The sequence below is a fragment of the Hymenobacter crusticola genome (assembly GCF_002154225.1).
Classification (GTDB): Bacteria; Bacteroidota; Bacteroidia; order Cytophagales; family Hymenobacteraceae; genus Hymenobacter; species Hymenobacter crusticola.
Genome location: NZ_MTSE01000032.1, coordinates 19,208 through 38,662 on the forward strand (window position 1 = coordinate 19,208; position 19,455 = coordinate 38,662).

Annotated in this window: 14 protein-coding genes; 11 read left to right on the plus strand and 3 right to left on the minus strand. The window is 57.6% G+C overall.

Annotation, left to right across the window (positions count from 1 at the left end):
• Window positions 1-16 precede the first annotated feature (16 nt).
• Window positions 17-6,232 (minus strand): FG-GAP-like repeat-containing protein, encoded by a 6,216-nt coding sequence (locus BXP70_RS26220; protein WP_086597095.1) that lies wholly within the window; start codon window positions 6,230-6,232, stop codon window positions 17-19.
• 672 nt (window positions 6,233-6,904) lie between these two features.
• Between BXP70_RS26220 and BXP70_RS29705 the strand changes: the two genes are divergently transcribed.
• The 7 genes from BXP70_RS29705 to BXP70_RS26250 all read left to right on the plus strand — a co-directional run bounded on the left by BXP70_RS29705 (window position 6,905) and on the right by BXP70_RS26250 (window position 12,430).
• Complete coding sequence (locus BXP70_RS29705; RefSeq protein ID WP_143436702.1) at window positions 6,905-7,099, plus strand: hypothetical protein; 195 nt, start codon at window positions 6,905-6,907, stop codon at window positions 7,097-7,099.
• A gap of 355 nt (window positions 7,100-7,454) precedes the next feature.
• Window positions 7,455-8,507 (plus strand): hypothetical protein, encoded by a 1,053-nt coding sequence (locus tag BXP70_RS26225; protein WP_218779873.1) that lies wholly within the window; start codon window positions 7,455-7,457, stop codon window positions 8,505-8,507.
• 159 nt (window positions 8,508-8,666) lie between these two features.
• On the plus strand, window positions 8,667-9,674 hold the full coding sequence (locus BXP70_RS26230) for an SDR family oxidoreductase (RefSeq protein ID WP_086597096.1): 1,008 nt from the start codon (window positions 8,667-8,669) through the stop codon (window positions 9,672-9,674).
• Window positions 9,675-9,869: 195 nt separating this feature from the next.
• Window positions 9,870-10,283 carry a hypothetical protein gene (locus BXP70_RS26235; RefSeq protein ID WP_086597097.1) on the plus strand — a complete coding sequence of 138 codons (414 nt, stop codon included), beginning with the start codon at window positions 9,870-9,872 and terminating at the stop codon, window positions 10,281-10,283.
• 228 nt (window positions 10,284-10,511) lie between these two features.
• A complete protein-coding gene (locus BXP70_RS26240; protein ID WP_086597098.1) occupies window positions 10,512-11,084 on the plus strand; it encodes a Crp/Fnr family transcriptional regulator in 573 nt (190 codons plus the stop codon).
• A gap of 89 nt (window positions 11,085-11,173) precedes the next feature.
• Window positions 11,174-11,866 (plus strand): hypothetical protein, encoded by a 693-nt coding sequence (locus BXP70_RS26245; RefSeq protein ID WP_086597109.1) that lies wholly within the window; start codon window positions 11,174-11,176, stop codon window positions 11,864-11,866.
• Between the two features lie 168 nt (window positions 11,867-12,034).
• Window positions 12,035-12,430: a hypothetical protein gene (locus BXP70_RS26250; RefSeq protein WP_086597099.1), complete on the plus strand. Its 396-nt coding sequence runs from the start codon at window positions 12,035-12,037 to the stop codon at window positions 12,428-12,430.
• Window positions 12,431-12,541: 111 nt separating this feature from the next.
• Here the strand turns inward: BXP70_RS26250 and BXP70_RS26255 are convergent, their stop codons facing one another.
• Both BXP70_RS26255 and BXP70_RS26260 read right to left on the minus strand, forming a co-directional pair.
• On the minus strand, window positions 12,542-13,558 hold the full coding sequence (locus tag BXP70_RS26255; protein ID WP_086597100.1) for a hypothetical protein: 1,017 nt from the start codon (window positions 13,556-13,558) through the stop codon (window positions 12,542-12,544).
• 166 nt (window positions 13,559-13,724) lie between these two features.
• Window positions 13,725-14,705, minus strand: coding sequence for an IS110 family RNA-guided transposase (locus BXP70_RS26260; RefSeq protein WP_086597101.1), 981 nt, complete (start codon window positions 14,703-14,705; stop codon window positions 13,725-13,727).
• 521 nt (window positions 14,706-15,226) lie between these two features.
• Between BXP70_RS26260 and BXP70_RS26265 the strand changes: the two genes are divergently transcribed.
• The 4 genes from BXP70_RS26265 (at window position 15,227) to BXP70_RS26285 (ending at window position 19,306) form a co-directional block, all read left to right on the plus strand.
• Entirely contained in the window at window positions 15,227-15,622 is a 396-nt protein-coding gene (locus tag BXP70_RS26265; RefSeq protein WP_086597102.1) for a hypothetical protein, read from the plus strand.
• Between the two features lie 201 nt (window positions 15,623-15,823).
• Entirely contained in the window at window positions 15,824-16,231 is a 408-nt protein-coding gene (locus tag BXP70_RS26270; RefSeq protein WP_086597103.1) for an SMI1/KNR4 family protein, read from the plus strand.
• Window positions 16,232-16,483: 252 nt separating this feature from the next.
• Window positions 16,484-17,521, plus strand: a complete 1,038-nt coding sequence (locus BXP70_RS26275) for a DUF4240 domain-containing protein (RefSeq protein WP_086597104.1) — start codon at window positions 16,484-16,486, stop codon at window positions 17,519-17,521.
• Window positions 17,522-18,325: 804 nt separating this feature from the next.
• Entirely contained in the window at window positions 18,326-19,306 is a 981-nt protein-coding gene (locus tag BXP70_RS26285; RefSeq protein WP_179197855.1) for a helix-turn-helix domain-containing protein, read from the plus strand.
• Window positions 19,307-19,455: the final 149 nt, after the last annotated feature.

Genomic DNA, 19,455 nt, shown 5'->3' on the forward strand with positions numbered 1-19,455 from the left:
CTCCAACGCTAAGAGGCTACTCAATGACAAGACGCTTGATAACTACCCCTTGTGTCGTGGTTAGATGCACGCTGTATACACCTGTATGCAATGCCGCGAGCCATAGCTCAGTCTCCTGTTGCGGCGGCAGGGCTTGCGCCAGCACCAGTTGCCCTAATGTGTTAAACACCTGCACCTGCATACCGGATTGGATTAGCTCGGCGGGCAAGCGCAGGCGTACATGGGCATGCGCCGGATTTGGGTAGAGGCTAATTTGATCCTGCAGATGAGCGGGCGCTACCACCAAAACCTTCGCTTGCAGGCTGGTGACGCCGTTGAAGCGGATACTAGCCGAGTTGGTGGCGCTACTGGCCGTCAGCAAATCCAAAGTACCGTTGCCGTCTACGTCCCCCAGCGTGAGGCCCAAGGGTCCCGCCCCCACGTTCACATCCTGCGTGCCACTGAACGTACCGCTACCGTTGTTCAAGCGCACGCTTGTTGTGTTGCTGCCGGTATTCGCGGTGACCAAGTCTAAGTCGCCATCCCCGTCAAGATCGCCCAGTACGATGCTATGCGGTGTCGCTCCTACCAGAAGCCGCTGGGTGCCGGTAAAATTGCCGCGGCCATCGTTTCGCCGCACGTTCACGGTACCGGACGCCCGATGAGCTGTGGTGAGGTCGAGGTCGCCGTCCCCGTCTACATCCCCCAGCGCAACCGCCTCTGGGTTGAATTCCGCCGGCACTTCCGTCATGCCAGAGAAATTGCCCAACCCATCGTTCACGCGTACACTGGCGGTGGTCGTGTTCGAGTTAGCGGTTACAAAGTCTAGGTCGCCATCATTGTCTAGGTCACCCAACGCCAGGCTCAGGGGGCGCGTGCCGACGGTAACTTCCTGTGTGCCGCCGAACGAGCCCGTCCCGTCGTTGAGGCGCACCGACACCGTGCTACTAGTGAGGCTGCTACCGGCTGTATAGTTGGCGGCCAGCAAATCGAGGTCGCCGTCCCCGTCTACGTCGCCGAGCATTACGGCGTGCGGGGTGTCACCGACGACCACTTCTTGGGTGCCCGCGAAACGGCCCGCGCCGTTGTTCAGGCGCACCGATACGGTACCGGGAAAAATCGTCCGGCTGTTAGCGGTCACCAGGTCCAGGTCGCCATCTGCATCTACGTCCCCCAGCACCACGCTGCGCGCACCCCGCCCGACGCTAATCTCCTGCGTGCTCGAAAAACTGCCGGCTCCGTGATTTAAGCGGACCGATACGGTGTTGCTGTTCAGATTGGCGGTGACGAAGTCCAGGGTGCCATCGCCGTCTAGGTCACCGGCCGCAAGACCGTGGGGAGTAGTGCCAACCACGGGATTAAGGCCGGTGTTAAAAAGGCCGGTGCTCGGGCTGGCCGCCGCGGTAAACTGAAATACGTGGGGTGTAACCAGGGGAGCCCCGCTGCTGCTTTGCACCGCCGTGGTGACGGTCGCGTACACCGTTTCACCCGGCTTGAAGGGAACGGTGGGCGCCAACCGAAGCGTGTTGCTGCTCACGTCGTAGAAACCGGCCTTGCGCCCGCTCTGCGTGCCAAACACACGGAGGGCCTGCGCAGTCATGCCGCTACTTGCCCGCAAGGGTTGGTTGAACGTAACGGCCACTGGCGTGGGGCGTGGCGTAGCTACGGCGTTGCGACTAGGCGATACCGCCGTGATGAGTAACGGTTCCGCCGCGGCCTGATTCAGGCGCACGCTTAAGGTGTTACCCAGAAAGTTAGCCGTGGCGAAGTCCAGGTCACCGTCCCCGTCGAGGTCCGCTAGGGCAAGGTAGGTAGGGTTATCGCCCACAGCTACCTGCTGACTGCCGCTGAACGCCCCGCTGCCATTGTTCAGGCGTACGCCTACCGAGTTGGTCAACTCATTAGGGGCGAGCAGGTCCAGGTCCCCATCCCCATCCACATCGCCCAGGGCGACGCTACGGGCTCCCCGGCCGATGGCTACTTGCTGATCACCGGCGAAGAGGCCATTGCCATTGTTCAGGCGCACACTGGCGGTGCTGTTGGTATAGTTGATGGCGGGATTGAAGTAGTTGTAGTAGTTGGCAGTGACCACGTCCAGGTCGCCGTCCCCATCCACGTCGCCGAGCACCACCTGCATAGGATTAAAGCCAACCCCCACCTCTTGGGTCCCCGTGAAAATGCCGGTGCCGTTGTTGACGCGCACACTCACCGTGGTGCCGTTGGAGCTGCTCGTGACAAAATCCAGGTCGCCGTCGCCATCGACGTCCCCTAGCGCAATGTTTATGGGCCGCGAACCGACCGAGACACGCCGGGCGGCAGAGAAGTCAAAGAAAGGGAACGTACCCGTGCCATTATTTAGCCCAATCGCCACGGTACTCGGTTCGTTGTAGTCGGCCAGCAGCAGATCTTGGTCCCCGTCGCCGTCGACGTCACCGACGGCAATGCCGTGGATGTTGCCGCTGCCTACCTCCGCGCCCGGGCCGAAGCTGCCACTGCCGGTATTTAGTCGCACGCTAACGGTAGCGCTACTACTATTGGCCGTGAGCAGGTCGAGGGTACCATCGCCGTTCAGATCGGCTAGTACGGCCTGGGTAGGGCCGCGGCCTACAGTCAAGTGCTGCGCGTTTGTAAACGTGCCAGTACCGTCATTACGGCGTACCGTGATCGTGGTACCATTGCCTAGGCCATTGGGGCTGTTGACATTGCCGAGGTTAGTCGTGAGCAAATCCAGATCCCCATCCCCGTCCACGTCGCCGGCCGTAACGCTCACCGGTCCGTTGTCCGTGGAGGATTCGGAATCGCCACTGAAGGTGCCAGGGCTAGGGAGCGTGGTCGTTGTAAATTGGAAGACTTGCGCTCGACCTAGATTCTGCCCACTGTTGCTCTGCGCAGCCCTCGTCAGCGTGGCCGTGACGGTTTCGCCCGCTTTAAAGTCGGTCGTTGGGTCGAAGGTAAGCGTAGGACCCGTGCTGGTAGCCGTGCCGGCTTTCTTGCCCCCCGCCTGCTGGCTGAATACCTGCAAGGCCCCTTGCGTGGCCGCCTGGCTGCGCAAGGGTTGATTAAATGTTACCCCTACGCTAGTGGCGCGCGGAGCGGCTATCGTGTTGGGTGCCGGAGAGAGGGCTGTGACAATGAGTTGATCATTATTTACATTAAAATATTGCTGCACGCGGCCTTCGCCACTGAGCGCCAGTAAATCTAGGTCCCCGTCCCCGTCTACATCACCTGGGATCACGCTGATAGGACCGTTTGTGCCGGATACCTCCTGATTCGCGGTGAACTGAGCGGAACCATTGTTAAGACGTACACTTAACGAATTAGCGCGTGCATTGGGGGTAACAAAGTCCAGGTCCCCATCCCCATCTAGATCGGCGACTGTTAGATTAAAGGGCAAAAGTCCTACGGATACGCTCGTGGGGTTGGCAAAAGTGCCGGTACCCGTATTCCGCCAGACACTCACGGTATGGCTTTGGCGGTTCACCGTGAGCAGATCGAGGTCGCCATCAGCGTCAAGGTCGGCGGGCACCGTTCGGACGGGGTCCTCTCCTACTGTCACCGTGCTGCTGAGCCCAAAGGTGCCGATGCCCGTATTGAGACTGATTTGCACAGCTCTACTGGGGCCGTCCGTGGTGAGCAAATCCAGGTCGCCGTCCCCGTCCACGTCGCCCAGGGCAACCGCGACGATGGTTGCTCCTACGCGCACCAGCTGCGCATCGCCGAAAGTGCCCGTACCATCGTTCAAGCGCACACTAACGCCACTATTGTATAGATCATAAAAAACGGCTGCGAGCAAATCTAAGTCCCCATCGCCGTCGATGTCCCCAAACGTCGTGTCAAACACGGCGCCGTCCACGGCTACGCTTCGTGGGTTCGCGAAGGCGCCGCTACCATCATTAAAATAAACGTCCACTCCCTGCCCGTTAACCGTGAGTAGGTCCAGATCCCCATCCCCGTCCACGTCCCCTAGCTTTATACCGACTCGATTCGCTATGTTTAGCTGTCGGGAGTCTACGAAAGCCCCTGTGCCATCATTTAAGCGCACGCTCACTATTCCTTCGCTGGAGGAGGCCACCAGTAAATCCAGGTCGCCATCCCCATCGACGTCGCCCAGTACTTCTGCGCTCGAATACGAAGCGGGTGCGAGCGTCGGACCAAGCTCAAAAACGCCGGTGCTGGGACTAGTTGCGGTTGTAAACTGGAATACCTGAGGTTTGGCCAAGCTAACGCCACTCGTGCTCTGCGCGCCCTTGGTAAGCGTAACAAACACTGTTTCGCCTGCTTTGAAGTCGGTGCTAGGATCAAAGGTGAGGATATTGCTGCTCACCATAGTCGAGCCGGCCGTTTCAGCGCCTGTTTGCTGGCTGAATACGTGCAGGGCTCGCAAGGTAGCGTCTCCCTGACTGAGCGGCTGGCTGAGGGTGGCAGCGATCAGGGTGTTGCGCGGCCGAGCCAGCGCATTACGGTTGGGGGTCAAGGCGGTCACCGTCAGTAGGGGCCCTACCTCGAATGGAAAGCTGTTGCTGCTGCCCACTGCTGTGCTGACAACCACAGGCCCACTGGTGGCACCTGCTGGTACCGTTACCGTGATCTGGGTGCCCAAACGGTTTACCATAAAGTCGATGGCTGCCACACCGTTGAAGGCAATGCGAGTGGCCCCCAGAAAGGCAGTGCCGTTTATCACAACGGTGCTGCCTACGGGACTGATGCCTGGCACGATACCCGTGATGGCCGGATTAGCCAAGCCTTGGTTCAGGCGCACGCTGACGGTCTGCTCGAGGCCGTTGGCGGCGACCACATCCAGGTCGCCGTCGCCGTTCACGTCGCCGAGGGCGACACTCAGCGGCGTCAAGCCGACGGGGACCGTCTGTTCGCCTGCGAAAGTGCCGGCGCCGTTGTTCTGCCGCACCGACACGGTACCACTGTTCGTATTAGCTGTCATCAGGTCGAGGTCGCCGTCCCCATCTACGTCACCCAGCGCGAGGTTACGCGGCGTGGTGCCTACGCGTACTTGCTGGCTGCCCGAGAAAACGCCGCTCCCGTTGTTCAGGCGCACACTGGCGGTAGTTTCGATAGAAGTACCACTACCGGTTACGAAGTCTAGGTCCCCATCGCCGTCCACGTCCCCTAGGACGATGTTGGTTGGATAGGTGCCAGCGGCTATGTCTTGGCCGCCCGAGAAGGTCCCGTTCCCGTTGTTCAGGCGCACAGACACATTATTCTGCGCGGGATTTACCGTGAGCAGGTCAAGGTCGCCGTCATTATCCACGTCGCCCACGGTTAACGCTACGTAGCCGGACTGCCGGGGCACGGTCACCTCCGCGCCGCGACTAAACGTGCCGCGGCCATCGTTCAGGTACACGCGCACCGTATTGAGGTTAGGACTCAATTGCGGCACGAGCAGATCCAAGTCACCATCGCTGTCCACGTCGCCGAAGGCGGCCGTGTACGCGGCATACGGCGTTTCAATCTCTTGCGTGCCGCTGAACACGCCGTGGCCATTGTTAAAGCATAAACTCACCGTGTGGCCGTCGCTGGTAGGGACGGCAAAGTCGAGGTCGCCGTCGCCATCCAAGTCGCCCAGTACCACATGATGAGATTCAGCCAGAGCTACATTGCCGATCATGACCTCCGGGCCGGGGCGGAATGTGCCCCCGCCATCATTGAGGCTTACGCTCACCAGCCCGGTGCCCGTGGCGGCGTTACTGCTAGCGGTGAGCAAGTCCAGATCCCCGTCGTTATCCACGTCGCCCAGCACGCTGCTGAAAGCATTGCGGTTGATAGCGACCTCTGTACCACCGCTAAAGGTACCGGGGCTCGGGGCCGTCGCGACCGTAAATTGAAACACTTCTGGCTTACCCAGGGCCTGCCCGCTGCTGCTTTGCACGGCATCCGTGACGGTCGTAAATACCGTTTCGCCCGCTTTAAACCCCAGACTGGGACGGAAGCTAAGCCGATTCCCAGTCACGACCGACACGCCCGCTTTTTGACCGCCTGCTTGCGCGCTGAACACCTTAAGGGCTTGTTGGGTGGCGGCGCCGGTGCTCAGCGGCTGACTGAAGTCAACCGTAACGCTGGTGGTTGGCGGGGCAACCAGCGCATTGCGCGCCGGCGATAACGTGGCAAGGGTGAGGGCTTGCGCTTGCACTAAGCCGGTTTGGCCTAGCAGCACCAGCAAGGGGCTTAGCCAACAGATGATTCGAATAGTTCGATTTCCTGTAGCGACGTGCAGTAGCGGAATAGAAATAACAGACATAACAGAAGCAAGAATAAGAGTGGTAAGGGACTAAACATGACCGCCTTTCACCAGCACATCGCTTCTCCGCAGAGGCCTTATAAACGTACTGCTATTTACTACAACCTACAGTAAATTAATACTTTAATTATATAATACTTGTTGAAGCTAATTTATCTATGTTTGAGAAGAGCACGAGCATGATAATACTATGACAATGCTCCGACCTTCTCGTCAGGGCGGGGAGGTAGCATACGCAGGCGCTAACGCATAACGTATCACAAGCACACGTGGCTGTTGCAGAACTCACTACTAGTACAGACGGGCCATCACTTCTGCAGTGCTTTCGTGCGTTTACGCCTGGTTCGCCGTCCACAATGGAGCCTAAACGGTGACTTTGCTGAACAGCGTAGCCAAAAGACAGTTTCTAGTTCACTTGAATGCACGTTTTCAGTGGGCGTACGCTGCACCTATTATTGCGCTACTATGCGCTAGTACTACGTTTGTCGCCTAGCTAGTGGCCTAGTAGATTGATCACTACGTAGGAGAGTTGCAACGCTACGTTGCCCTGCTACTGCTGTAAAATTTAGGTATAATCCGCAGTGTCATTCTCGTATTGGCCGTAGCACGTTGCGGTTTTCTGGCTCGCACCTTTGAGGCAGCGTACCACGGCGCTCCTTCTCGGTTCTTTGTATGGCATACGATGCACGATTTGGCCCCAATGTCCAAACTCCCACGCAGCGAGCGTGGGCATTAGCGCAGATGCAGGACGTTATTCCTAACTTGAAAATCAAGGTCACACCGGCGGACCGACAGCTCTACGCCCGCTACGTAGCCGGCGAACTGAGCTGGACCGACATGCGCCAAGCCATCCACGCACTTTCGTAAGCCCCACGGGCGGCGTTGCCACAGTTGATCCGATTAGGTTCGGTCCCTTCCCTAAAATAGCCGCCCGGCTACTGATTTTAGGGAAGGGTTACTGGCGGCAGATGGGGCCGCTGAGGTCCCTGGTCTGCCTTCTTGCCTAGAGGAAGGCCGGAAGCCGGTTTACCCAAGCTACAGAGTTTGGCCTGGTAGTTTAAAACGTAAATTGCTGAAAAACATATATTTATTATTCTGCTTGCAAGCAGCATAAGCAAACAACCTCCCACGCGGACCATGTGAGCGCTCCCCCAGCCTCGTAGGGCCAGCCTCTTTTCACCTAGCGGCCGTCTGACCCGACCGCCCTACTTCCAACGACTACATGGCTACCATTACGACGACGCAGGACCACGGGGTGGTTACTGCCTTTACGGACGCCACGCGTTCTGCTGCTGACACGACGGCGGCGGCCCCCTTTGTTAAACGCATCTCCTGGGGCGCGATCTTAGCGGGCGCTGTGATGGCGCTCGTATTGCAGCTCGCCCTCAGCTTGCTGGGCCTGGGCATTGGGCTGGGCACCATTGACCCGCTGGAAGAGCAAAACCCGATGGCGGGTATTGGCCTCGGGGCCGCCATCTGGTGGATCCTCAGCATGCTAGGCTCGCTCTACCTAGGAGCGACGGTAGCCAGCCGGCTAGCCGGCATGCCCCGGCCCACGGATGGCCTGCTGCATGGTCTTTTGACCTGGGCGGTGGTCACGCTGCTGACCTTTTACCTGCTCACCACGGCGGTGGGTCGCATTATCGGCGGGGTAACCGGTGTAGCAGGCCGGGCATTGAGCGGCGCGGGCCGTGGGTTGGCGGCCGTGGCCCCCGAAGCGGGCCAAGCTATTCAGGGCGAACTCAAAGAGCGCGGCCTGGATGTCTCCGACCTTAAGCAGCAGGCCCGCTTACTGCTGCGCCAAACGGGCAAAGCCGAACTGAGTCCCGAGAACCTCGCCAGCCAAGCGAAAGCGGCGGGTCGCGACGCCCAAGCAGAAGCCCGCCAGAGCGCCACAAATCCACAAGCGGCCGGCGACAACTTCGACGACGTGATTGACCGGCTCACCAGGCGCGCCGATAACATCGGGGAGGCCGCCGACCGCGACGCTGCGGTGAACGTAGTCATGCAGCGCACGGGCAAGAGCCGCGCCGACGCCGAACAGGTGATCGACAACTGGATCCGCACGGCTAAACAGGCCCAAGCCAAGTTTCGACAAGTCAAGCAGCAAGCCGAAGTCAAGGCACGCCAAACAGGGGATGCCGCGGCGGCAGGGCTCTCGAAAGCCGCCCTGCTTGCGGCCCTGGGGCTTGGTCTAGGAGCTGCCGCGGCTGCCTTCGGGGGGCGGCGCGCCGTCCCGCAGGACGTAGCCGTTGCCGGTATACCCGTTGCCTAGCGCCACAGCTTGCACGCTGCTTGCCGCTCCAGCAGCGGCGAGAGGCGGCGAATTGGTCTTGCTTGCACCAGCCACCCTGGTCCGAGTCCTCCTACTTGGCAATCCTACCCCTAACCTACTTACGGGGTGTCATCTACCTAAAAAATCATCTTATTGCGCATGAAAGAAGAATCGAACATCAGCCGCCGCACCGTCCTCAGTGGCTTAAGCGCCAGTGTAGCCGTTGCCGCCGTGTCTCCCCTCTTCGCCGCTACGGCTGGTTCCTCTCCGGCAGAAGCATTGCCCAACAAACTAGTTGACCCGACGACGAAGTATCCGAAGCCGCCGTTCAAAAGCCAATCGCAGCCGTGGCCGGGCCTGACCAGTCAGATGAACCCCCGCCCGGATCACGGCGAAACCAGCTACAAGGGCTCGGGGCGCCTGCAAGGCCGCAAAGCCCTGATCACGGGTGGCGACTCCGGCATGGGCCGGGCCGCGGCCATTGCCTACGCCCGAGAAGGCGCTGATGTCGCCATCAACTACTTGCCCGCCGAGGAGGCAGATGCCCAGGAAGTGATTGCCCTGATCAAAAAGGAAGGGCGCAAAGCCATTGCCATTCCCGGTGATCTACGCGAGGAAGCATTCTGCAAACGATTGGTAGAGGATGCTGTGCGCCAGCTCGGAGGGCTCGATATTCTGGTCAGCAATGCGGCGCGGCAGCAAGCCAACAAGTCGATCCTGGACATCACCAGCGACCAGTTCGACTGGACCATCAAGACGAACATCTACGCCCCGTTCTGGATCATCAAGGCGGCGCTGCCCCACTTACAGCCCGGCTCGGTAATCATTGGCACCACGTCCGTGCAAGCCACGGACCCGTCGGCGGACCTCTATGATTATGCTCAGACGAAAGCCGCTACCACGAGTTACGTGCGGTCGCTAGCGAAGCAGCTAGGTCCCAAGGGCATTCGGGTCAACGGCGTGGCCCCGGGCCCGATTTGGACGCCCTTGCAAGTGAGTGGCGGTGCGACCCAGGAGAAGCTCAAAGAATTCGGTGGAACAACCCCGCTGGGTCGTCCCGGGCAGCCGGCTGAACTCGCCTCCATTTACGTGCAGCTCGCCGCTAGTGATGCCAGCTACGCCACGGGGCAAGTCTACGGAGCAGCCGGTGGGGACGGGCAGCCGTAACGGCACCCCTGCTGCTTGATAACGGACAACGAGAAAGAACATCACTCTTCGTTTGCAAGGAAAGCTGAGCAGCAGAAGCTGCTCAGCTTTCCTTGCAAACGAGGGAGTACTGTATTCCACCGCAGGCGTACCTAGCCCAACGTAGATACTCTCCCCGCGTAAGTAGAAGAGATTTGATTCTTTTCTTTCGTTGCTATGACCCTCCTGTTGCCGCAAGCCGAACCAGCGCCTACTCCTCGTCGTCGCCTCGACCTGGTCTCGCCCCGCACGCATGCCCTCCTCGACCGGCTCTGTCTGCCCTTGCTGCTGGGCTGCGCCTGGTGGGCTAGGCGGCGTAGCCAGCCGGCGGCCGCCATTATCCTGACCCATGCGGTGGGCGAAGGCACGGTGGGCAGTATCACCCGGTTCCCGACGGGCATCTGGCCCCTGATCAGCTTCCGGACGCACGTGCGTATTGGGCAGGTGGGCGGCACCACCCTGCTGGCCTTGAGTTACCTGCTGCCGTCCCAGCCACGCGCGGCGCGCAACCTGGCCATCTTCTGGGGCCTCGTACCCCTGGTGCTAACGAGCCTCAGCGACACATCTGGCCAGTCCGACAAAGCAGCCTAGCGCTACGGTAACGAGTGCTCAACGTACTCGAAGGAATCAGCACTCCCGCCTACGCACGTTGCAAAGCTGCTTTTCATGGGAGTTGTTTCAGACAAAGCTCGTTTTTCTGGACTACAGCGCAAAGAAGAAGTGTCCGTCTTGGCTTCGGCCTCTTTCGTGGGTAAGTTGCACAGTGGAGGGCTAAGCGCACTGGCGTGGAAGCGTCCTCCGCCTGTAGCCTGTGGCTCTATGACCCGAGAAAAACTCATTGACTTCCTACAACGCGCGGACTTGATCAACGGACCCCAAGCGACCGAAATCGCGCGCAGTTTCGCGCCCCTGCAACTTCGTAAAAACGAAGTGCTCCAGCCCTTCGGCCGGGTGAGTGATGCGTATTTTTTCCTCGACCAGGGGCTGCTGCGCGCTTTTGTGCAGGATGCAGAGGGCAACGAGGTGACTACCCGGTTTTACTCGAGTGGGCACGTGGCCCTGGATGCCTCGTCGTTCTTCAACCGCACCCCTGCCCAGCAGCAGATCCATGCCCTCACCCCCTGCCAGGGGTGGGTGTTGTCCTATCAGCAGTTGAACACGCTGTTTCATGCCCGACCCGAGTTCCGGGAATTTGGTCGTTCGGTGCTCGTCGGGGCACTGGCCACCCTGCAGGAGCGGATGCTGGACCAAATCCGGGAAACGGCGCGCACCCGCTATGAGAAGCTGCTGCGCACGAGCCCAGCTGTGCTGCAGCACGCGCCGCTGAAATACATCGCCTCGTACTTAGGCGTGACGGATTCTTCCTTAAGTCGCCTACGGGGCAACGCTTAACCCGTAATCTGCTGCTTCTTTCTTGTCATTTGACAAGCAGTACTCTCTGACGGCCTGGTTTCTTTGTGGCAGACCAACCGCCCCGCCTCGTGGAAGCTGCCCCCCTTGCCCTTTCTGCTGGTTTTGTGCTGCTGACCGGCCTGACTGGCTGGCTCTTCTACCGCGCCACCCACCGCTCCCGGCTCACCCTTTCCTTGCTGGTGGCCTGGCTGAGCCTGCAAGCCGGACTGAGCCTAAACGGGTTTTATGTCGCCACGCCGCAGGCCCTGCCGCCCCGGCTGCTATTGGCGCTGCTACCTCCCCTGCTCCTGCTGGCCGGCCTGCTGCTCACCGGGCGCGGACGGCGCTATCTGCTGTGCCTGCGTCTGGAGCGGCTCACCCTGCTGCACACCATTCGCCTGCCGGTGGAGATAGTGCTCTGGGTCCTATCCTACTACCACTTGGTGCCCCAACTCATGACCTTTGAAGGCCGCAATAGGGACCTGTTTTCCGGCCTAAGTGCCCCAGTGATCTACTACCTCGTGTTTCGACGGCGAGGACGGTGGCGCCAACTGCTGCTGGGCTGGAACGTGGTCTGCCTGGGGCTCGTGCTCAACATCCTGGTCCAGGCCCTACTTTCGGTGCCGGGGCCGTTGCAGCGCTTGGCGTTTGAGCAGCCCAATGTGGCGGTGCTGTATTTCCCCTTCGTGTGGTTGCCCAGCTGCCTAGTGCCGCTGGTACTCCTTTCCCATGTTGCTGCCTTTTACCAACTCGCCGCAAGCAAATCGGGCGTAAATCCATAGCCTCCTTTTGCTGAACAAGTAGGCTTGTCTCAAAAGCCCCGAGAATCTGCTTTATGGTAGTATATGCGTGGATTCTGCCCTTTGTTGTTCACCCGAACCAGCGTTATTTTGGGTCGAATCGCAAAAAGAGCCAGCACTGTGTTATCGACTTGTAACTCCCTAATAACGATGCTTCTGCTTCTTTTCGTCGGTGCTCTGTGTCAAACGCCTGACGTTGACCCCGCCATCACGGTCCACCTGTCCTGGTACGGCAAGCCACAACCCGTTGATAAAATTGTCTTTACGTCAAGGGAGGAAGTCTTGACCTTGCAGCAGCGCAACGATAGCGTGTTCATCATCCCGGCGCGCTTGCTCACCAAACGCTTCGCTATTTCATTCTCCTCCCGAAAGCACATCATCACCTTTTTCCATGCCCCCATCCGGTACAATCCGGAGTATCTGGTTTGGGATGTAACGGTCGAGAAGAAACTCTTTTCGAAGGAATATGGCTATTTGGCCCACTCTACGACCAAGGAAATTCAAGTCTTGGATCAAAATACGGGCGGTATCATTACCAACCCGTAAAGCGCCTGAAAAACGGGCGAATTGCGCAATTAACGTTCACTTAAACGGTGATTTAAATACGTTGTTATGGCCTTATACAAGCTGCAAAGGGTGGTTTGCAGCTTGTAAAAACTACTGTAGCCTCACGGCTTTCATAAATTGTTGTGGCTGGTCGAGGTACACGGCTAACTGCCGGCCCGTACGCTGCACACCATAGGGGCCGTGCACGGTAACGGGCTGGTGAAAAGTAAGGAGCAAGTTTGGGGGCGTGAACAGGAGCTTCGTTAGGTTGAGCAGGTCAAGGGCAGGGGTAGGCTGGTCGCGCAAAGGCGTAACCGCCACTAGGTCTGCCACGGGCACCGTGAGCTGCCAGACGAAGCCCACCCTTAGGTGCAACGTGTCGGCCGTAAGCAGCACTGGCCGTAACCGGACTGCTTGCCCGTGGGCCAGGAGCATGACGAGTGTGTACCCCTCCAAAAACAAAAGCCAACCCGCGAGCCTCGTACTCCATAAAGTAGCCAGTAGATGTACCACGGCTGTTTCGACGGCTAGCGCAACCCCTAGCAGGATGGCGAAGGCCGTGAAGCCCGACTCACGGTGAGTGCTGAAGACCTGGGCCTGCGGTACTACTTCCGGCTTGGCCCACCAGCCGAGTAGCGCGTAGCGCAGCATTTCGACTTCCGCAACGAGTAAGACACCAGCGGGACCAAGCGTTTGCTGCACTGCTACCTGCGCACAGGGCCAAAAGCGCGGCTGTTGCTGGTACGCTAGCCGATAGCTACGCACGAGCCGCCGCCCTTTGGCCAGGAGTAGGAGCAGCGTGACGCCTTCCAAGACCGCCGGTAAGAAGTATAGGGCTTGTAGAGGCGCCTGTTGGGCAGCGAGTACTAGCCAGTAAGCCAGCGCTAAACAGGCCCCTACTACGCCGACCAAACTGCTAACAGGCAGGTGATAACGCCGCACCACCAGCCAGTAGAAGAGGCCAGGTATCCCAACAAGCAGGTCGAAGGTAATCGCGTAGGGCAGGACTGGTCGCTGGCTAAAGACCGGAGCGCTGGTAATGGTACGCGCTACACCGATAACCAATAACAACAGAACGCCAAACCAGATAGCAGGCCGGAAGCGGGTAAGCGAGTACGGAGCAGTCATAGACGGATAGCAAAGCAGAGGAGGCTCGAAAGCTACGCAAGTAGCGGTAGCAATAGCGCAGCAGTGTCGCTCTCTTCCGTAAGTTCTATAGACTTGGACTAGAAATTCCACCTTGCAAACCGCCTTTTTCCAAGAGTGGGGGTATAAGTCATAATATGAACTATGTTCAAAAGCAAGTTTTAGTGCGTAAAATAGGTTGGTAGTCGGGATCATAATCTTGCTCGTAGGTCACCACGGCAAAGGCTTGGCGCAGCAGCTTGTTGACTACCGCCATCAGCGCCACTTTCGAGGCTTTACCGGCCGCTTTCAGACGTTGATACAGAAGCTGGCATGGCTTGTTGTAGCGGATCGCGGCCCACGAAGCAACGTAGAGTAAGGCACGTAGCTGTGGATCGCCGGTCTTGCAGATGCCTTTGGTCACCTGCGTCTTGCCCGACTGGTAGACGATCGGGACCACCCCAATATACTTGGCCAAGGCTTTGGCGGAATGAAATTGACGGAAGCCACCGGTGACTTCAATCAGGGCGGTGGCAATGGTGGTGGAGATGCCACGAATAGACGTCAGCCGCCGCAACTGCTCGGGAAAATGTTGCTGCGTCCACTGCTCAATTTCGGCCGTCACCTCGGCAATGCTTTGGTGTACGTACGTCAGCATCTGCTGCAAACTGCTTTGCACCCGCTCATCTTGCACGGGCAGAGGCGAGAAGGAATGCTGCAGGTTGGCTAAAGCTCGCTGCTGTTTCTTGTACTGACGCAGCAGGGTGCGTTTTTGCTTCAGGCAGAGCAGGGTTTCGCTCTCCATCGTGTACAGCGGTGGCTGTACCAACTGGCCGTAGCGGGCCAGCAGCACGGCATCGCCCTCATCGGTCTTGGTCACCGAGAGCTGCAACTTGGCAAAATGATGGCTCTGCTTGGGATTGATCACCGATACGGCTACTTGCGCCTGGCACAGCAGGTAGGTGAGCAGTACCGAGTAGGAACCCGTGGCTTCGAGCACCACCTGTGGCTGAGCGGGTAAAGCACTGATGAGCTTGCGAATAGCTTCCGGCGTGTTGCGGAAGTTGCGCAGCTTCCACGAGCCCTCTGAGGTGGGCAAAGCGACCGCCAAGGTGTCTTTGGAGACATCAATACCAACGTAGGTTTTCATCACACAGCAGGGAAAGAAAACAGGTGGAACGAAGAGGTGAGCGGTTCATTTTGGTAGCATAACATACTACACGCGGGGTTGGCCAGTTGAACTATTCAGGCTTCCAAAATGAACCCGTGCGGGTCAAGACATAAGATGCGGGGTTCGCCCCATGTAAATCACGGACTTCCTCACACGGGTTGCTCTTTGAACTCTTAAGGTAAGCAAATAGAGAATTGGCTCATTCTTGCCTAAACGTAGTATGTAAATCAGCTTTTTCGAGAAAACGGACGAGCTGACATAATAAGCTACTTCTTACTTTTATCTAACTAGAAGGCCTTTTATAAAAACAAGTCCCCACGACCTTCTCGCGATCAAACATGCCTGCGCTCTACAGCCCTGCGACTGGCTGCTACAAGCGTGAGGGCCAACAACGTTCCCAAAAATCCCATATAGTGCCGATCAAAAGCGTTTCGTAGCCACCACGACGTAGCTTGCGATTAAGCTATTGCGGACGGAATAGTAACCTAGTAGTGCATTCTATGAACTTCACTTCTTTTGAAACTCACGAGTTAATCGCCTTGACCAAAGCGCTCGGCTTTGTCAAGTTCGAATCACAGGAAGCGGGCGCCTCCGCCGTCGCCGGCAGCCCTCTGCTCGGGCAGATCCTAGACCAGGCGGCGCAGACGCTGTGGGCTAAAGAGCCCAAGTACTACGCGGCTCATCAGGACTGGCCCGCGGTGACGGTGGTACCAGAGGCCCTGGCCGCCATCCGGTTTCATCTCACCCAGGTGGCGCAATGGCACAACGTAGCCGACCATAACCGAATCGCCTACATCCGGGATTTGGTGTTTCCGTTGAAGGCCACGGAGCAGACCGTGCAGGAACTGTTGCGCTTCGCCAACGACTATCACCGACCCGCGGAGCCAGTAGCCTAGTGCCGGTGGTAGCCTCTACAACGCCACCTACGGGCTTCTCGGAAGCATCTGGTCTTCCCTCGCATAATACATAATATAACGACTGATAAGCCCCTGGTTATCAGCCTTTGTCTTGCTTCTACTTTACATAATTGGACTTATACGACAAAGGCTCTATGGTCCTTACTAATCAATTACGTTGAGTAACGCTTCCACTGCACTATGATGAGTTTTGAAGCTATTATCCGCCTATGGCAAACACAGGACGTTCAGCTCAATACGGGCAGTAGTCACGAATTAATCGCGGAGGTGGAACAGCGTTGTCAGTTTACGTTCCCACTCGCCTTTAAGGAATTTTATCGTCGGGTAAATGGCTTTCGATCCAATGATTGGACACCGGAGATGTTTAGTCTCTGGTCTTTAGAAAAAATTCAAGCAGAATATGAAGCGAGTGATGAGCAGAAACTACTCCCTTTTTGTGACTGGTTAATTCATAGTCATCACCTTGGTTTTGTGAAGGATAAACCGGGTATCTACAAGATGTATGGCTCCGTGGAGGAGAAACCGATCTGTGAAAGTTTTGAGCAGGTGCTAGAATGGATCGCATTAGGCTCACAAGAGATTTACTGAGAAGGTAGTAAGTAGAATATTTACAAGCGTAAAGCGTCAAATAGCTGCTTAACCATTTCTAGGAATAGTTTCTAAATATAATAAGTGTTCTCGGACAATACTTGGAATAAGTCTATTTTTGGAGTTTACATCAATTATTACTCATAACTGAATTTACAGGAGGAGACCCTCTCCTCGATTCTTATCGGTAAAAGCGCTAGGGACCTTGTGAAGCGATCTTGCTGACGAAAATAACGCACACAACAACGAACTATGGTACTCTCTACTGGCTGGTGCACCGTTACACGAGACGTCACTCGAAAAGACGATTACTTTTCTCCTATGCTTGGGCATCTGCGTTCTTGGTTTCACTCGAAGACCTATGGAGAAGGCGTGCTCTCGTTCTCCATTGGCTTTAATTGTGTGGGCCGGGTGCCAGGAATGGCAGAACCCATCCTTGATTTTGAAACAGGCTATCTGTTGCACAAGAAGTATACGAAATTCCGCCGTGCGCTTGAAATCGAAATAAAGCTGAATCATGCTGCCATCATGCAGGTAACTAGTCCACAAGCCGCTGAGCAAATCCTATGGGTAGCGTTTCAGCGCGTCTGTCAAGAGATCAGTACCCTGAAGATCCCGCAGTTCGATGGCTCCGCCTTTCAACGAGATCTGTTCGCGCAGTTGAATTTAGCGACCCAACCGGAAGCAGGGCTTCTGCACGTACCATGTGAAGCGCAACCGGTGCCTCCTTTGCCGAAGCCAACCGCAGTAGCGATGCCTGTAGCCAACTTCTGGCAATTAGTTACGCAAGCGGGAGAAGCAACTACTTATCAGTCTCTTGCGCAATGCGAATGGCTCGCCCAAGCCTTAGCCACCCATACGACCAAACAAATTATTGGCTTTGAGCTCCAATTACGCAAACGGCTCCAGAAGCTGTATCACTATGACACCTTAGCGATGGCAAAACTGGTGGAAGGCTATGTGTCAGATGATTCCTTTTTGTACTTCTGCTGTCACTTGATTTTACAAGGGCCACTGGTGTATGACCAAGTGCTGCGGCAACCCGATGCAGTCACGCAGGACTTGACGGTACACGAAACGGGGGAATTCTTGCTGAGCGTCGCGGATCAAGCCTTTAACCGAAAAGTGGGGCCTGAGAACGACCAACTTGAACCTTGGGAGTATGGGCAGGCACTTTATGACTACGACTCGTGTGCGGGCCCGATGCTGGGTCAGGACTGGCAGGTAACAGATTTGCCGCTTCGCTTTCCTAAGCTGACCGCTCGCTATGCCTCCGCCGGTATTTTCTAACTTTTGTTGATATAGGGCTCATAACGTTTTCTGAACGTCCTATTGGAAAACGTTATATGTCTACCGTCAACTTCGTCAGCGTAGAAAAAGAATCAGAATCGCAGTGGCAACAACTGTCAGGAGTATCATTAGCTAGAGTAGCCGCGAGTCTAGTTCTAAGCAACTCTAGCTAGCCTGCTTTTCTGGCGTGATCTTCTCTGATTGATGAGCCTGCGCCTAGTGCCTTGTTCCGGATCATGCGTACCTCCTTGTCGAGCATTCTTCGTCTAGCCCTACTTTTCGTGCTGATCTATTGCCTCTTCGGGCTAACGCCTTGGGGCCTACGCCAGCAAGCAACAGAAGATTTTCAGAACCTGGTTGGAAAAGAGAACGGCTTTGCGACCACCTGCTTTACAGGCCCACAACCGCTCACGTACACCTGCTTTGCCTGGACGCAAACCACGAAGGAAGGGACACACATTAAAATCACAGTTAAGGTAGATCCATTCGGAATCGGGGATCAAGTCACCTACGTTAGCTCGAATTCAGCCGACTCCTTCCAGGACATAAAGCGCAAAAGCAATTGTGAAGACCAGCCATAAAGGCTTCCTTCTTCGCAGAATGTTATACGTCTAACTGGCTTGGACATTTTGTAAAGGGACCCCATAAAATGTCCAAGCCTTCGGGCTCGTTCCCAGAGTGGTTTCGAGCCCTGCGTCGGCGACCGCACCGGACACCATCCCGCTGCTCGGCTAGTCCGTTGCCCTTATGCAGGCGTGGCGCATCTTTTCTCGTAGCTTGCTGCCTGCTTTATCCTTTTCGCTTGTGGCTCCCTCTTCCGCCAGTCCCATTCCGCCCCCCGTGCACCCGGATCCCGAGGTCGCACGGACCCTTCTTTCCCTCGAATCGGCGGCGCCCCCCCTCCAACGCGTGAGCACCCAGCTGCTGGCCCACTACCAGGGGGCGCACCTCACGGCGCAACTCCACCGAAAGCCGGCTACCTTGGAGCCCGTGCTCCTGCAGCCGGTGGCGCAGCCCCAACTGATTGTGCAGCTGACCGGCGCCACGCAGCTCACGCTGACGCGGGCGGGGCAACGACGCCGCTACCCCAGTCTGCCCGGCAGTGTGTACCTGAATACCCCGCAACAACAGCCCTACGAGCTGGCCTGGCGCGCCCCGGCGGCCACGACCATCCAAACCATTCAACTCGACTTGGACCCGGCGTTGCTGCAGCAAACGGCGGCCGCCGCGGGCCTGCCGGCCGCGCCCCTCGAACTCCAAGCGGGGCCGTGTAGCGAGGCCCCCTTGCTCCGGCAATTGGGCTACAGTTTGGCGGCCATGCTGCAAGCGCCCGAGGGCGTCGCGCCGCTCTACGGGCAGACGGTGGCGCATATGCTGGCCGCCCAGCTCGTGTACCAGCACAGTGCGCAGCCGCGCCCGCTGCCCCCCAGCCGGGGCACCCTCGCCCCCGAGCGCCTGCGCCAGATTCAGGAGTATGTACAGAGCGCGCTAGCTGATTCTATTGAGTTAACGCAGCTAGCGGCGATGGCCTGTCTGAGTCCCTACCATTTTTGCCGGCTGTTTAAACAGTCGACTGGCCTAAGCCCCCACCAGTATGTGGTGGCGCAACGTATGCAGCGGGCCCAGCACCTGCTGCTGCACCGCCGCTTACCCATCGCACAAGTGGCCCAGGCGGTGGGCTACCGCCACGCGGGGCATTTTGCCCGGCTCTTCCAGCGGCACTGCGGCGTGCTGCCCACTGCGTGGGGCAAGCCCGTCCACGCGGCTGAGGGGCAGCGGAAATAGCGGCAAACCGCACGAATGCGCGCTAGAAGCGCAAGAGTGTGCCAGGCAAGCGGGGTGCCAGTGCGTAAAACAGGGAGGTATCGGCGGATCAATCTCATCTTTCGAGACCCAGCCGCTGCGCTTTTTTCACCTTACCGGGAACACCCGCC